This is a genomic window from Rubellimicrobium arenae (assembly GCF_017916275.1).
GTDB lineage: Bacteria > Pseudomonadota > Alphaproteobacteria > Rhodobacterales > Rhodobacteraceae > Rubellimicrobium > Rubellimicrobium arenae.
Window position 1 is genome coordinate 197,591 of sequence record NZ_JAFMST010000002.1, and the last position, 13,904, is coordinate 211,494.

General features: G+C 69.8%; 14 protein-coding genes. 9 read left to right on the forward strand and 5 right to left on the reverse strand.

All coding sequences use genetic code 11. From position 1 onward, the window contains the following. Nucleotides 1-51: 51 nt before the first annotated feature. The 4 genes from J3P31_RS03590 to J3P31_RS21275 form a co-directional block, all read right to left on the reverse strand. Complete coding sequence (locus J3P31_RS03590; protein ID WP_210527035.1) at nucleotides 52-909, reverse strand: GGDEF domain-containing protein; 858 nt, start codon at nucleotides 907-909, stop codon at nucleotides 52-54. A gap of 126 nt (nucleotides 910-1,035) precedes the next feature. Then, entirely contained in the window at nucleotides 1,036-2,673 is a 1,638-nt protein-coding gene (gene groL, locus J3P31_RS03595) for a chaperonin GroEL (RefSeq protein WP_210527036.1), read from the reverse strand. 36 nt (nucleotides 2,674-2,709) lie between these two features. Further along, nucleotides 2,710-3,027 (reverse strand): co-chaperone GroES, encoded by a 318-nt coding sequence (gene groES / locus J3P31_RS03600; protein ID WP_210527037.1) that lies wholly within the window; start codon nucleotides 3,025-3,027, stop codon nucleotides 2,710-2,712. A gap of 172 nt (nucleotides 3,028-3,199) precedes the next feature. Then, entirely contained in the window at nucleotides 3,200-4,867 is a 1,668-nt protein-coding gene (locus J3P31_RS21275; protein WP_246849255.1) for a BON domain-containing protein, read from the reverse strand. Nucleotides 4,868-5,277: 410 nt separating this feature from the next. On the opposite strand from J3P31_RS21275, the gene J3P31_RS03610 reads away from it, so the two are divergent. From J3P31_RS03610 to J3P31_RS03650, 9 genes are all read left to right on the forward strand, one after another. After that, a complete protein-coding gene (locus J3P31_RS03610; protein WP_210527038.1) occupies nucleotides 5,278-5,532 on the forward strand; it encodes a hypothetical protein in 255 nt (84 codons plus the stop codon). Between the two features lie 80 nt (nucleotides 5,533-5,612). Beyond that, the gene (locus J3P31_RS03615; protein ID WP_210527039.1) at nucleotides 5,613-6,533 is read left to right on the forward strand and encodes a manganese-dependent inorganic pyrophosphatase; all 921 of its coding nucleotides are present in this window, start codon (nucleotides 5,613-5,615) and stop codon (nucleotides 6,531-6,533) included. Nucleotides 6,534-6,536: 3 nt separating this feature from the next. Beyond that, a complete protein-coding gene (locus J3P31_RS03620) occupies nucleotides 6,537-7,415 on the forward strand; it encodes a TIGR01459 family HAD-type hydrolase (RefSeq protein WP_210527040.1) in 879 nt (292 codons plus the stop codon). A gap of 167 nt (nucleotides 7,416-7,582) precedes the next feature. Further along, the gene (locus J3P31_RS03625; RefSeq protein ID WP_210527041.1) at nucleotides 7,583-8,509 is read left to right on the forward strand and encodes a bifunctional riboflavin kinase/FAD synthetase; all 927 of its coding nucleotides are present in this window, start codon (nucleotides 7,583-7,585) and stop codon (nucleotides 8,507-8,509) included. Next, nucleotides 8,502-8,957: a YcgN family cysteine cluster protein gene (locus tag J3P31_RS03630; protein ID WP_210527042.1), complete on the forward strand. Its 456-nt coding sequence runs from the start codon at nucleotides 8,502-8,504 to the stop codon at nucleotides 8,955-8,957. Before J3P31_RS03625 ends, J3P31_RS03630 begins: the two co-directional genes overlap by 8 nt. Continuing rightward, nucleotides 8,954-10,027, forward strand: a complete 1,074-nt coding sequence (locus J3P31_RS03635) for a threonine aldolase family protein (RefSeq protein WP_210527043.1) — start codon at nucleotides 8,954-8,956, stop codon at nucleotides 10,025-10,027. The genes J3P31_RS03630 and J3P31_RS03635 overlap by 4 nt, the downstream gene beginning before the upstream one ends. A 28-nt stretch (nucleotides 10,028-10,055) precedes the next feature. After that, nucleotides 10,056-11,075 (forward strand): ribose-phosphate pyrophosphokinase, encoded by a 1,020-nt coding sequence (locus J3P31_RS03640; protein WP_303645122.1) that lies wholly within the window; start codon nucleotides 10,056-10,058, stop codon nucleotides 11,073-11,075. A gap of 223 nt (nucleotides 11,076-11,298) precedes the next feature. Next, nucleotides 11,299-12,042, forward strand: coding sequence for a Crp/Fnr family transcriptional regulator (locus J3P31_RS03645; RefSeq protein ID WP_210527044.1), 744 nt, complete (start codon nucleotides 11,299-11,301; stop codon nucleotides 12,040-12,042). 63 nt (nucleotides 12,043-12,105) lie between these two features. Then, nucleotides 12,106-12,567 carry a group III truncated hemoglobin gene (locus tag J3P31_RS03650; RefSeq protein WP_246849256.1) on the forward strand — a complete coding sequence of 154 codons (462 nt, stop codon included), beginning with the start codon at nucleotides 12,106-12,108 and terminating at the stop codon, nucleotides 12,565-12,567. A gap of 117 nt (nucleotides 12,568-12,684) precedes the next feature. On the opposite strand, the gene J3P31_RS03655 is transcribed toward J3P31_RS03650, so the two are convergent. Continuing rightward, nucleotides 12,685-13,467, reverse strand: a complete 783-nt coding sequence (locus J3P31_RS03655) for a formylglycine-generating enzyme family protein (RefSeq protein ID WP_210527045.1) — start codon at nucleotides 13,465-13,467, stop codon at nucleotides 12,685-12,687. Nucleotides 13,468-13,904: the final 437 nt, after the last annotated feature.

Here is a 13,904-nt window from a genome sequence, read left to right on the forward strand (position 1 = left end):
GCACGATGATCGGGCCAGAATGGCCGAGTTCAGGGCCAGGACTGTCCGCCACTAGGCCGCTTGCACCAGGGTAGGAGCCTCGCAGATGCGATTGCGCCCCATAACGCGAGCGGTGGCGAGCGCGGAGGTCGCCTGGGCCAGAGCAGACCCGACCTCCGGGCCGCCGGGGTGGAGCGCCAGCCCGACCGAGACCGACGTCAGTCCAGCCTTGGTCCGGACACGCATCTCGACCGCGCGGCGGAGGCGCTCCGCGACGCCGCGCGCCTCGTCCAGGGTCAGGGCGGGCAGGACGACCATCAAGTCCCCCTCCCCGAGCCGGGCCAGGATGTCGCCGGGGCGCAGGACGCCACGGGCGGCCCGCACGGTGGCCCGAACGGCCTCATCCGCGGCGTCGCGACCCCAGCGCCGCTCAAGGACCTCGAAATTGTCGAGGCCGAATTGCAGGAACCAGCCCGCGCCCACCTCGGCGATCCGCGCCTCCAGCCCCTCTTGGGTCAGGGCGCCGGTCAGGGAGTCGATGTGCCGTTCGTCGCCGACGCAGCCGAGACGGGCACTGGCCTGATCCATGAGGCGGTTCAACTGTCGAATGGCGCGGCCGAGGTCATCGCCCGACCCCTCGGGCAGGTGACCGGGGTGCCAGCCCTCCCCCCAGGCATGGAGATGCTCGGCCATCCGCAACATGGGCCGCAGGATGGCGCGTTGGCCGAGCCATGTGAGCCCGGTGCCAGCCAAGGCGGCAGCGGCAAGGATCAGGAGCTGCCGGTCGAGCCGGTCCGTCGGTTCCCCCAGGACCAGCGTGGCTGCCATGATCGACATGACCGTCAGGGGTCCCACCGCGGCAACCAGGCGCATCTGCGCCAGGAGACTGCGCGGGAGCAGCCCACGCCAGGAAAAGGAATGACGCCGCATGGAGCCCCCGGGAACATTGCTGTCCCGAATGTCGCATGGGGCGGTTTAGGACAGGTTAAGACCTCCTGCCACCAATGAGAAAGGGCGCCCGGAGGCGCCCTTTCCACATGTCTGACGATCAGGCGATCAGAAGTCGCCCATGCCGCCCATGCCGCCGCCGGGCATCGCCGGGGCCTTGTCGTCCTTGGGCTTGTCCGCAACCATCGCCTCGGTGGTGATGAGCAGGCCAGCCACCGACGCCGCGTCCTCGAGAGCCGTGCGGACGACCTTGGCCGGGTCGATCACGCCGAAGGCGAACATGTCGCCGTACTCTTCGGTCTGGGCGTTGAAGCCGAAGGCCTTGTCGTCGGACTCGCGGACCTTGCCGGCCACCACGGCACCGTCGACGCCGGCGTTCTCGGCGATCTGGCGCATCGGGGCTTCGAGGGCGCGACGGACGATGGCGATGCCCGCGTCCTGGTCGGAGTTGACGCCCTTGAGGTCCTTGAGCGCCTTGGCGCCTTGCACGAGGGCGACGCCGCCGCCGACCACGATGCCTTCCTGAACGGCGGCACGGGTGGCGTTCAGCGCGTCATCGACGCGGTCCTTGCGCTCCTTGACTTCGATCTCGGTCATGCCGCCGACGCGGATGACGGCCACGCCGCCCGCCAGCTTGGCCACACGCTCCTGCAGCTTCTCGCGGTCGTAGTCCGAGGTGGTTTCCTCGATCTGGGCGCGGATCTGCGAGACGCGGGCTTCGATCTCGGACTTGTCGCCGGCGCCGTCGATGACGGTGGTGTCATCCTTCTTGATGACGACCTTCTTGGCGCGGCCGAGCATGTCGAGGGTGACGTTCTCGAGCTTCATGCCGAGGTCTTCGGAGATGACCTGGCCGCCGGTCAGGATCGCGATGTCCTGCAGCATGGCCTTGCGGCGGTCGCCGAAGCCCGGAGCCTTGACGGCCGCGATCTTGAGGCCGCCGCGGAGCTTGTTCACCACGAGCGTGGCGAGGGCTTCGCCTTCCACGTCCTCGGCGACGATCAGCAGCGGGCGCTGCGACTGGATCACGGCCTCGAGGAGCGGAACCATCGGCTGGAGCGACGACAGCTTCTTCTCGTGCAGGAGGATGAACACGTCCTCGAGCTCGGCGGTCATCTTGTCGGCGTTGGTCACGAAGTAGGGCGACAGGTAGCCGCGGTCGAACTGCATGCCTTCGACGACTTCGACTTCGGTGTCGAGGCCCTTGTTCTCTTCGACGGTGATGACACCCTCGTTGCCGACCTTCTGCATCGCGTCAGCGATGAAGCGGCCGATCTGGGCTTCGCCGTTGGCCGAGATGGTGCCGACCTGGGCGACTTCGTCCGAGTCCTTGACGGGACGCGAGGCGGACTTGATCGACTCGATGACCTTGCCCACGGCGAGGTCGATGCCGCGCTTGAGGTCCATCGGGTTCATGCCGGCGGCGACCGACTTCATGCCTTCGGTCACGATGGCCTGGGCGAGCACGGTGGCGGTGGTGGTGCCGTCACCCGCTTCGTCGTTGGTGCGCGAAGCGACTTCGCGGACCATCTGGGCGCCCATGTTCTCGAACTTGTCTTCGAGTTCGATCTCCTTGGCGACGGTAACGCCGTCCTTGGTGATCCGGGGCGCACCGAACGACTTGTCGATGACGACGTTGCGGCCCTTGGGCCCGAGGGTCACCTTGACCGCGTTGGCCAGGGTGTTGACGCCGCGCAGCATGCGGTTGCGGGCATCGGTGTCGAACTTGACGTCCTTGGCAGCCATAGTCTGCTGTCTCCTAGGTTGTCAGAATGGATGGGATCAGGCGGCGGCGGCCTGGGCGGCGGACGTCTCGATGATGCCGAGGATGTCCGATTCCTTCATGATCAGGTATTCCTGACCATCAAGGCTCACTTCGGTGCCCGACCACTTGCCGAACAGGATGCGGTCGCCGGCCTTGACGGCGGGAGCGATGAGCTCGCCCGAGTCCTTGCGGGCGCCTTCGCCGACGGCGACCACTTCGCCTTCAGCGGGCTTTTCCTTCGCGGAGTCGGGGATGATGAGCCCCCCCTTCGTCTTTTCTTCGCTTTGCACGCGGCGCACCAGCACCCGGTCGTGGAGCGGCTTGAACGAGGCCATTGTGAAGCTCCCAGTGTTCTTTATGGTTCGAATCTGTGGATCTGTTAGCACTCGTTCACATCGAGTGCCAGCGCCGTCGATTTAAGAACCCCGAAAGCGGCTGTCAACGGGGCGGTCCGCAAAAACGAACCGGCCGCCCGAAGGCGGCCGGCCGTTGCCGATCAGGGCCGCGTCAGGAGCGGCTGCTGCCCGAGGAGCCCGAAGACCCCGACCCCGTCACGTCGGTGCCGCCCGAGCCGGAGCTCGCGATCGAGCCGCCGCCCGAGCCGCCCGACGTCGAGGAGCCCGATCCGCCCAGCGTGGAGCCGGAGGCCGAGCTGCCGTAGGTCGTGCCGGAGGATCCCGACGAGCTGCCGGTCGAGGAACCCGAAGACCCTGACGAGCCCCCCAGGGTCGAGCCGGAGGAGCCGGAGCCCGACGACCCGAAGGTCGAGCCGGACTGGCTGCCGGACTGGCCACCCGATCCGAAGGACGAGCCCGAGGAGCCGCCCCAGCCCGAGGAGGATTGCTCCTGCACCCGGAGGTTGTTCTGGACGTGCTTCACGCCAGAGACGTCATCGGCGACGTCCTCGGCCCGGCGCTTCTCCCAGCGGGAGTTGACGGTGCCCGAGAGCGTGACTTCGCCGTTCTGGACCGAGACGGTGATCTCGGACGCGTCGATGCCGCCCTGGCTCAGGCGCTCGTTCACGTCCTCCTCGATCCGCGAGTCGGAGCGGGTGTAGCCCTTGGGACCGCGGCCCCGGAACTGCTGGCCCTGGCCCTGGTCGTTGCCGCCGAAGCCCAGCATGGAGCCGATGGCGCCGATCAGGCCGCCCCCCGAGGACCCGCCCTGGTTCCCCTGCGAGCCGTAGCCGGACCCGTAGGTGTTCGAGCTGCCGTAGCTGCCACCCTGCTGGCCGCCCTGCCCGCTGAACTGGCTTTGCTGGCCGTAGCCGCCCTGGCCATAGCCGCCCGAGGAGCCGTAGCCGCCGCCATGGGACGACATGTTGCCCTGGCCGTAGCCGCCCATGCCAAGGCCGCTGCTGCTCTGGCCGTAGCCGCCCGAGCCGCCGTACTGCCCGCCCGAGGAGCCGTACGGGTTGCCGTAGCCGCCCGACTGGCTCTGCTGGCCGTAGCCGCCATGGCCGTAGCCGCCCGAGGAGCCGTAGCCACCCTGCGAGCCGCCGTAGCTGGAGCCGCCCTGGCCGCCGAAGTTGCCGTAGGAGCCCTGCCCCGCGCCGCCGAATCCGCCCGTGCCCTGGCCATAGCCGCCCGAGCCGAAGTTCGAGCCGGACTGCTGGCCGTAGCCGTAGTTGTGCTGGCTGCTTCCGCCCTGCTGGTGCTGCTGCCCATGCTGGTGCTGCTGGCCGCCCTGGCCGTAGCCGTAGCCGCCCATGCCGAAGCCGCCCTGGCCGCCGGTCGACCCGTAGCCGCCCTGCGAGCCGCCGAAGCTGCCCGAGCCCATGTCGCCATAGCTCTGCTGGCCGCCCATGCCGCCGCCGCCATAGCTGCCCTGGCCGTAGGAGCCGCCCATGCCCTGGCTGCCGGCAAAGCCGCTGCCGAGGCCGCTGCCCTGGCCGTAGCCGCCCGAGGAGCCGAAGCCGCCCATGCCCGAGCTCATGCCACCCTGGTGGCCCTGCTGGCTCTGGCTGCCGCTGTAGGCGCCGCCGTAGCTGCCGCCGCTCCCGCCATAGGAACCGCCCATGCTGTAGCCGCCCTGGGATCCCCCCTGGCCGCCGTGCATGGACCCGGGCCCGCCGCCATAGCCGGTCCGGCTGTCGTAGTCGCCGCGCTGACCGAAGTCCTGCTGGCTCTGGCCACTTCCGTAGCGACGATCGTCATCATGGTTGTTGCTGGCCATCTTCTCCTCCTGAGTTGACTGCCACGAGTCCGCCCTCCGTCTGCCGGACGGCCCAGGACTCTGCAGGAGGTGAACCCGCTCCTCCATCTGCTTGTTCCGCTGGCAGCCAGCGAAACCGACAGCAAGAAACAGTGGCACGCGGGCAACTTCCCGCCCTGCTTGGGCGAAAACGGACCGCTCACGGGAATTCACGCTGGCGCGAGCACGCCGGATGTGCTAGGTGCCGCGCACGGCGGGAGTGACCCGCCCCGACGATGGAGGCTGCTCATGCTCAGAGGACTCGTACCCGCCGCCCATTGAGGCGCCAGCAGCCCCCCGCGGCCGCGCCCCTGGCGAGGCCATCACTCTCCCTGTCCGGCCCGACCATGTCCCTGAACGGGGGCCGGCACTCCCACCGAGAGACCGTCGTCATGCTCCCCTTGTTCCTTTCGGTCGATCACCGGATCGACACGTCCTCCCGTCCCTTCGAGGAGCGTCGCGTCCTGCGCCGCTCGGGTCCCGAGCGCCTGCGCTTCGACCTCCCTGCCACCGCCCTGCCCTTCGTCGACCTCAAGGACCTGCCACCGGTCGAGCCCGCGCCCCGGCGGCGTGCGCTGCGGGTGCGGGTCGGCCTTGTGCTCATCGCCTGCGGGCAGCGGCTGGCCGCCCCGGCGCTGGGCCCCTGATCCGCCCCGGAGGGCGGCGCGTGGACAAGCGCGCCGCCTGGGGCTATGGGTCGCGCGTCATTTCCTGGGGACCTTGCCACATGACCACCCTCGTTTTCGGCCACAAATCGCCCGACACCGACTCGACCGCCTCGCCCCTGATCTGGGCCTGGTTCCTCGACCATGTGGGCGAGCCCGCCGAAGCGCGTCTTCTTGGCACGCCCAACACCGAGGCGCAGTTCGTGGCCCAGCGCTGGGGCTTCGAGCTGCCCGCCGTCATCGACGACGTGGAGGACGGCCAGCCCGTGGTGATCGTGGACACCAACAACCCGGCCGAGCTGCCCGCCAACATCAACAAGGCCGAGATCCGCGCGATCATCGACCACCACAAGCTGGTGGGCGGCCTCGAGACCAAGAGCCCGATCGAGATCACCATCCGCCCGGTGGCCTGCACCGCCACCCTGCTGTTCCAGCTCATGGGCGGCCATGGCGGCCACGCGCCGGACGCCATCAAGGGCCTCGCGCTGTCGGCGATCCTGTCCGACACCCTCGAATTCCGCTCGCCCACGACGACGCCGGTGGACCGCCGCCTGGCCGAGCAGCTGGCCCAGGACCTGGGCGTCGACATCCCGTCCTACGCCGCCGAGATGTTCGCCGCGAAGTCCGACGTGTCGGCCTTCAGCGAGGCCGAGCTGCTGCGGATGGACTCCAAGGAGTTCACCGTGGATGGCGTGGACTTCCGCGTGTCCGTGCTCGAGACCGTGTCGCCCCAGCAGATCCTGTCCCGCAAGGACGCCCTGATGGCCGCCATGCCGCAGGTCGCCGCTGAGGACGGGGCCCAGCAGGTGCTGCTCTTCGTCGTGGACATCCTCAAGGAGGAGGCCACGATGCTCATTCCGAACGAACTGACCCGGAAGGTGGCCGAGGCGTCCTTCGGCGCTACCGTGTCGGGCGACACCGTGGTTCTGCCGGGCATCATGTCGCGCAAGAAGCAGATCATCCCCTCGCTCAAGGTCGCCTGACCCGTGGCGCAGATCATCCAGAGCTTCGCGGAGATCGCGGACCGCTACGACGCGGCCTTCGTGGACCTCTGGGGCTGCATGCACAACGGGCTCCGGGCGTTCCCGGAGGCCGTGGCCGCCATGACGGCCTACCGGGAACGGGGCGGCAAGGTGATCCTGGTGACCAACGCCCCCCGCCCTCGCGCCTCGGTCGAGGAGCAGATCAGCCGTCTGGGCATCCCGCGCGAATCCTGGGACGCCATCGCCACCTCGGGCGACGCCGCGCGGGTCGCGATGTTCCAGGGCGCGGTGGGCGAACGGATCTGGTTCATGGGCGAGCCCCGGGACCGGGTCTTCCTCGAGCCGCCGCGGATCGTGCAGAACCCGGTCCGCCTTCTGGAGGTGCCGCTGGACGAGGCCGAGGGCATCGTCTGCTGCGGCCCCTTCGACCCCTTCGCGCATCCGGACGTCAACCGGCCCGGCTTCGAGCTGGCGATCTCGCGCGGGTTGCGGCTCCTGTGCGCCAACCCGGACATCGTCGTGGACCGGGGCGAGACGCGGGAATGGTGCGCCGGCGCGCTGGCCCGCCTTTACGACGAGATGGGGGGCGAGAGCCTTTACTTCGGCAAGCCGCACGCGCCGATCTACGATCTGGCCCGGCGGCGGTTGTCGCAGATCGGGCTGCTGCCCCCCGACGACCGCATCATCTGCATCGGCGACGGGATCCTGACCGACATCGCCGGCGCGGTGGGCGAAGGGCTGGACTGCCTGATGATCACCGGCGGCCTGGCCGCGGCGGAAACGCGGACGGTTCCGGGCGGCCAGCCCGATCCCGGCGCCCTTGCCGCCTATCTCGACCTGGAGCGCCTGGCCACGACCTACGCGATCGGGTTCCTGCGTTGATCCCCTTGGGGGCGGCGCTCCGGCCCGGCCTTCGGGACGGGCGACCGCCGGAGCGGGACGGCCGGACCGGCCTCCGGGGCGCAGGCGTCCCCATGGCGGCCAGGGGCGCGAAGCGGTGATCGCCGGCCGGGTTGCGCCTCCGCCTCTTGAGGACTAACGAACCCGCCATGCTCATCCTTCGCGACCGTCATGCCATCCCGCCCGGGGCCCGAGGCGCCTCGGCGGCCATCGGGAACTTCGACGGCGTGCACATGGGGCACCAGGCCGTCCTCGACCTCGCGCGGCAGGCCGGGGCCCCGCTGGGCGTCGTCACCTTCGAGCCCCATCCCCGGGAATGGTTCGCCCCCGAGGCCCCGCCCTTCCGCCTGATGAACGCCCAGGCCAAGGCGCACCGGCTCGAGAAGCTGGGCGTGCGCACCCTGTTCGAGGTGCCCTTCGACGCCGCCCTGGCCGCCCTCTCGCCCGAGGCCTTCGTGCACGACGTGCTGGCCCGCGACCTGGGCCTGGCCCATGCCGTGGTCGGGGCCGACTTCCGCTTTGGCCGGGGCCGCGCCGGAACGGCGGAGCGCCTGCGGGACCTAGGGGCCGCGGCGGGGATCGGCGTGACCGTCGCGCCGATGGTCGAGGTCGGCGAGGGCGAGGTGTCCTCGACCGCGATCCGCCAAGCGCTGAGCGAGGGGCGGCCCCGCGACGCCGCCCGCATGCTGGGGCATTGGCACCGCATCGAAGGCCCGGTGATCCAGGGGGACCAAAGGGGCCGGACGCTGGGCTACCCGACCGCCAACATGAGCATCGCGGGCCTGCACCCGCCCCGCTTCGGCGTTTATGCCGTGAAGGTCGACGTGCTCGACGGTCCCCGGGCGGGGAGCTACGGCGGCGCGGCCTCGATCGGCGTGCGGCCCATGTTCGGGGTCAACCAGCCCAACTGCGAGACCTTCCTGTTCGACTTCTCGGGCGACCTTTACGGCGCCACGCTGTCGGTGGCCCTGGTGGATTACCTGCGCCCCGAGATGACCTTCGACGGGCTTCCGGCGTTGATCCGGCAGATGGACGCCGATTGCGTCACGGCGCGCGAGATCCTGGCCGATGCCTGACGACCACCGCCCCCGCTTCTGGGAACTGCCGCTCAAGGAGCTGACCCGCCCCGAATGGGAGGCGCTGTGCGACGGCTGCGGCAAATGCTGCCTCAACAAGCTCGAGGACGAGGACACGGGCGAGGTGGCGCTGACCAACGTCGCCTGCCGGCTGCTGGACGGCTCGACCTGCCAGTGCAGCAAGTATGCGACGCGGCACGATTTCGTGCCGGAATGCATCGTGCTGACGCCCCGGACGATTCGCAAGAACATGTACTGGCTGCCCCAGACCTGCGCCTACCGGCTGCGGTTCCAGGGACGGCCCCTGCCCGACTGGCACCCGCTGCTGACCGGAGACCCGGCCAGCGTCCACAAGGCGGGCGTCTCGGTCGCGGGCCTCACCGTGTCGGAATACGACGTCGCGGACGAGGACTGGGAAAACCACATCATCGAGGAGCCCGGCACGTGAACTTCGCCTCGGACAACGCAGGTCCCGTCCACCCCCGCGTCATGAGCGCCCTGATCGACGCCAACGAGGGTCATGCCCCCGCCTATGGCACCGACCGCTGGACCCGGGACGCGGTGGAGCGCATCCGCGACGTCTTCGAGGCGCCCGAGGCGGCGGTTCACCTCGTGGCGACCGGGACGGCGGCGAACGCGCTGGCGCTGGCCACCCTCGCCCGGCCCTGGGACGCGATCTTCTGCACCGAGATGGCCCATATCCAGGAGGACGAGTGCAACGCGCCCGAAGCCTTCTCGGGCGGGGCGAAGCTGATCGCGCTCCCTGCGCCGGAGGCCAAGCTCACCCCCGCGACGTTGCGCCCGGCCCTGGAGTTCGCGGGCGGCAGCGTCCACCAGGCGCAGCGCGGCCCGGTGTCGATCACCCAGGCGACCGAGAAGGGCACCGTCTATGCGCTGGACGAGATCCGGGCCGTGACGGCCACGGCCCGCGAGTTCGGCGCCAAGGTGCACCTGGACGGCGCCCGCTTTGCGAACGCGCTCGTGGCGCTGGACTGCTCCGCCGCCGAGATGACCTGGAAGGCCGGCGTGGACGCCGTCAGCTTTGGCGGGACCAAGAACGGGCTCATGGGCGTCGAGGCCGTCGTCGTCTTCGACCCCTCGCTGTCGCGCGAGGTGGAGCTGCGGCGCAAGCGCGCCGCGCATCTGTTCAGCAAGCAGCGCTACCTTGGCGCGCAGATGGCGGCCTACCTGACGGACGGCCTTTGGCTCGAGATGGCGCGGGCCTCGAACTCCGCCTTGTCCCTGCTGGTCGAGGGGCTTCGGGCCCTGGGCTGCGACCCCGCCTGGGAGCCGCAGGCGAACCTCGTGTTCGTCCGCCTCCCCCGGGCCATGCACCAGAGGCTGCGCGCGGCCGGGGCGGCCTACCATCTCTGGGAGGGTCCGCTGGAGCAGGGCGACCCGGACGAGCCCCTGCTCTGCCGCCTGGTCTGCGACTGGTCTGTCGGAACCGGCACGGTGGACCGCTTCCTCGCCGTTGCGGCAGGAGAGCGCGTTCCGGCTTCCGTTCCGCCGTGCTAGGCCCCGGCCCGAGTAGAAGGAATCATCCATGCCCGTCATGACCGAGCCGAAGCTCATTGCCGGCAACTCCAACATCACCCTCGCCAAGTCGGTCGCGCGGCGCATGTCGCTGCACCGGGGCGTGGCGGTCGAGCTCGTGAAGGCGCGGGTCGAGCGGTTCAACGACCAGGAGATCTTCGTCGAGGTCTTCGAGAACGTCCGTGGCGAGGACATGTTCATCATCCAGTCGACGTCGAACCCGGCGAACGACACGCTGATGGAGCTGATGATCATGACCGATGCGCTGCGCCGGTCCTCGGCCCACCGCATCACGGCCGTGATCCCCTACTTCGGCTACGCCCGCCAGGACCGCCGCGCCAAGGCCCGGACCCCGATCAGCGCCAAGCTGGTCGCGAACCTGCTGACGACCGCCGGCATCGACCGGGTCCTGACGCTGGACCTGCACGCCGCGCAGATCCAGGGCTTCTTCGACGTCCCGGTGGACAACCTGTACGCCGCGCCGATCTTCGCGCTCGACATCGAGCATCACTTCAACGGCCGGACCGCCGAGATGACGGTCGTGTCCCCCGACGTGGGCGGCGTGGCCCGCGCGCGGGAGCTGGCCCAGCGGATCGGCGCCAACCTCGCCATCGTGGACAAGCGCCGCGCCCGCCCGGGCGAGATCGCCGAGATGACGGTGATCGGCGACGTGAAGGACCAGATCTGCGTGATCGTGGACGACATCTGCGACACGGCCGGCACGCTCTGCAAGGCAGCGGAGCTGCTTTGCGAGCATGGGGCCAAGGAGGTCCACGCCTACATCACCCATGGCGTCCTGTCCGGCCCGGCGGTCGAGCGGGTTTCCAAGTCGATGCTCAAGTGCCTCGTGATCACGGACTCCATCGAGCCGACCGAGAAGGTGCGCTCGACCCCCAACATCCGCATCGTGCCGACCGCCCCGATGTTCGCGCAGGCGATCCTGAACATCTGGAACGGAACCTCGGTGTCGTCCCTTTTCGAGGCCGACAGCCTCGCCCCGATCTACGAAGGCATGTATTCGCGGAGCTGAGCGAGGTCCGGACCCCGGGTCGCGAGGGCTGCCATCGGGCAGCCCTTTTCATTGGAGGGCATGACCCCGTCCCGTCAGGCGCCACGGCTCGTTGCGGCGCCTTGACGCAGACCCGTGCTGGTGATTGATCGAAATCGCCGCGCAACTTACGAGAGTGTCAACCGGCACAACGCGGCGACCCGGCCCGCGGTTCCCTTTCTCCAATGAAAAATGTGAGATACTCATGGGCCAGCCCTGTCATGCCGAAGACTTGTCGTCCTGCGCGGCCTGCCCGGTCCGCTCTGCCGCTCTTTGTGCAGGATGCAGCGGGGCGGACCTGACGGCCTGGCAGGATCGCCGCCGGATGCGGAGCTATGGCACGGGCGAGGCAGTCGCCCGCGCCGGGGACCGGCTCGAGGTCGTGGCGACGGTCGTTTCGGGCAGCGCCACCCTGTCGCGCGGGCTGGAGGACGGGCGCACGCAGATCGTTGGCCTCCTGCTGCCGGCCAACCTGCTTGGCCGCCCTGGGGGCCAGCGCCTCGCGCATGACGTGGTGGCGACCACGCCCCTGACGCTCTGCACCATCCGGCCCCATGACCTGGCGGGCCTTCGGGCCTCGCAGCCGGCCCTGGACGCCCGCTTCCTCGAGATGACCATCGCGGACCTGGAGGCGGCGCGGAACTGGATGACGGTATTGGGCCGCAAGACCGCGCGCGAGCGGGTCGCGAGCTTTCTCATGATGCTGGCCCACCGCGAGGTGGTGGCCGGCGCGGACCCGAACCGGCCCGTGTCCTTCGACCTGCCGCTCACCCGCGAACAGGCCGCCGATTACCTGGGCCTGACGATCGAGACGGTCAGCCGGCAGTTGACCGGCCTCAAGCGCGACGGCGTCATCGAGCTGCCCACCAAGCGGGGGGTCAAGGTGCTCGACCTCGAACGACTGCTGATCGAGACGGGCGACGACGCCGACGGCGGCCTGCCGACCTGACACGGCCCCGGAGCCCGGGCGCATGAGACCCTGAGCAGATCGACCGGAGACGCAGGCACCAGGATGGCCCAGGACGACCCGGATCCGTCGCTGCGCGTGACCAGCGCCCGGCCCGCCATGACATCCGACCTCATGGCCCGCACCGGCCTGGATGAGGCGATGCTGGACCGGCTCGTGCGTCGGTTCTACGGCCGGGTGCGGCAGGACGAGATGCTGGCTCCGATCTTCGCCGAGGTCATCGGCGACTGGGAGCCACATCTGCGCCGGATGGTGGAGTTCTGGTCGTCGGTGGCGCTGATGACCGGGCGCTATCATGGCCGCCCCATGCAGAAGCATCTGCCCCTTCCCCTGGACTCCGGCCACTTCGACCGGTGGCTGGCGCTGTTCGAGACAACCGCACGGGAGGTCTGCCCCCCGGAGGGCGCGGCCCATGTGATCGCCGCGGCCGAGCGCGTCGCCCTGGCGATGCAGGCGAGCCGGGAGCGCCACCTCCTCGACGACGCTCGGAACACCCTCCCGAGCTGAGGTCGATGGGATCTGCAGGGCACTGGACGAGGCATGGACGGGCCGGGCTCCAGGGCATCGGACCACCCTCGATGGTTCCCAAGAACGAGCTGACGGACCAGAGCCGGAACCGTGGCCCTAGTTCTCCCGGACCAGCCGAAAGCCCAGGTGCTGCGGAGGCACGCCCGCGGCGCACCCTCCGGCGCTTGCATCGCGGATGAAGTCCACCACGACCGCGCGGTGCCGCCCTTCGACGACACGAGCGCCGCAGAACTCGTCCCTGCCCGCGACCTGACCGCCAGCGTCGAAGGTGCCGGTCACCACGCAGTCGTTCGTCCACTCCCAGACGTTGCCGGCCAGATCCGCCACCCCGCGCGAGTTCTCGCCCCAGCCACCCCGCCTGCGCAGGAGCGGATCCGGCTCGCCCTCGGATTCGTGGCTGTAGCGGGCGAGCCAGCGATCCGTGAGGCTGGCGTCGCCAAGAGCATCATCGGCGAAGCGTTCTGCCGCCGCGCGCTGCCATTCGGCGTCCGTCGGCAGCCGCCACATCTGCCCGGTCCTCCGGGAGAGCCATCCCGCATAGGCCGTGGCGTCGTACCAGTTGACGTCGGTCTGCGGCTCGTCCCCCGGGCCCGGCCGGACGGCCGCGCATACGCCGTCCGCCACGCAGGCGGCGTACTCGGCCCGGCTGACCTGCGCCCGCATGATCAGGAGCGGTTGCGGCCCGTCCATCCGGAGCAGCGGCGGGTCCACCTGACGCCCGTCCCGCCGCCAGGTTCCGGCGGGGCGATAACTCCAGGTCTCCGCGGGAAGCCTCACCAGATCCGGGCCAGGCGACGCGCCGCGATCGGCCAGAGCCCCCCCCAGGAGCACGGCCGCGCCGAGGCAGGCCACCGCGACCGCAAGCAGCGCCCTCCTCATGACGAGCCCCGCTGCAGCAAGGTTGAGCCAACCCATCACCGACCTTCCCTCGTCAGGCCGGTTGGCGGAATGCGGTTCCATGGGATCGCACGGCCTGGATGCTGCTCTCGGCCGTGCTGCACGTTCGGCTTTCCGCGGACGGGCAACTGGAGCGCAGCACTCATCGCGACGGCCCGTTTTGACGGCTGAGCGACAACAGGACCATGGCCGACTCCCTCTGCGAGACGTCGGTAGCTCAGTCGATTTCGGGCGGCTCCACGTTGCTCCGGCACAATGTTCGAGGCTGGAGCGCCAGTCTCGCCCCCACTGGTTCAGGGCAAATCGGGGCAGGACCGGCCTTGAAAGACAGCGCCTTCCGGAGAAATGGCGTGGGTCCGCGTCAGCCCCGGATCGGGTCAGCACTTGCCTGGCCCGGGCCGGACCACGGCGTCAGGATT

What these genes read in the sequence shown, in the direction of transcription:
- J3P31_RS03590 (WP_210527035.1), bottom strand. Translation starts at nt 909, where the DNA reads ATGCGGCGTCATTCCTTTTCCTGGCGTGGGCTGCTCCCGCGCAGTCTC.
- groL (WP_210527036.1), bottom strand. Translation starts at nt 2,673, where the DNA reads ATGGCTGCCAAGGACGTCAAGTTCGACACCGATGCCCGCAACCGCATG.
- groES (WP_210527037.1), bottom strand. Translation starts at nt 3,027, where the DNA reads ATGGCCTCGTTCAAGCCGCTCCACGACCGGGTGCTGGTGCGCCGCGTG.
- J3P31_RS21275 (WP_246849255.1), bottom strand. Translation starts at nt 4,867, where the DNA reads ATGGCCAGCAACAACCATGATGACGATCGTCGCTACGGAAGTGGCCAG.
- J3P31_RS03610 (WP_210527038.1), top strand. Translation starts at nt 5,278, where the DNA reads ATGCTCCCCTTGTTCCTTTCGGTCGATCACCGGATCGACACGTCCTCC.
- J3P31_RS03615 (WP_210527039.1), top strand. Translation starts at nt 5,613, where the DNA reads ATGACCACCCTCGTTTTCGGCCACAAATCGCCCGACACCGACTCGACC.
- J3P31_RS03625 (WP_210527041.1), top strand. Translation starts at nt 7,583, where the DNA reads ATGCTCATCCTTCGCGACCGTCATGCCATCCCGCCCGGGGCCCGAGGC.
- J3P31_RS03630 (WP_210527042.1), top strand. Translation starts at nt 8,502, where the DNA reads ATGCCTGACGACCACCGCCCCCGCTTCTGGGAACTGCCGCTCAAGGAG.
- J3P31_RS03640 (WP_303645122.1), top strand. Translation starts at nt 10,056, where the DNA reads ATGCCCGTCATGACCGAGCCGAAGCTCATTGCCGGCAACTCCAACATC.
- J3P31_RS03645 (WP_210527044.1), top strand. Translation starts at nt 11,299, where the DNA reads ATGGGCCAGCCCTGTCATGCCGAAGACTTGTCGTCCTGCGCGGCCTGC.
- J3P31_RS03650 (WP_246849256.1), top strand. Translation starts at nt 12,106, where the DNA reads ATGGCCCAGGACGACCCGGATCCGTCGCTGCGCGTGACCAGCGCCCGG.
- J3P31_RS03655 (WP_210527045.1), bottom strand. Translation starts at nt 13,467, where the DNA reads ATGAGGAGGGCGCTGCTTGCGGTCGCGGTGGCCTGCCTCGGCGCGGCC.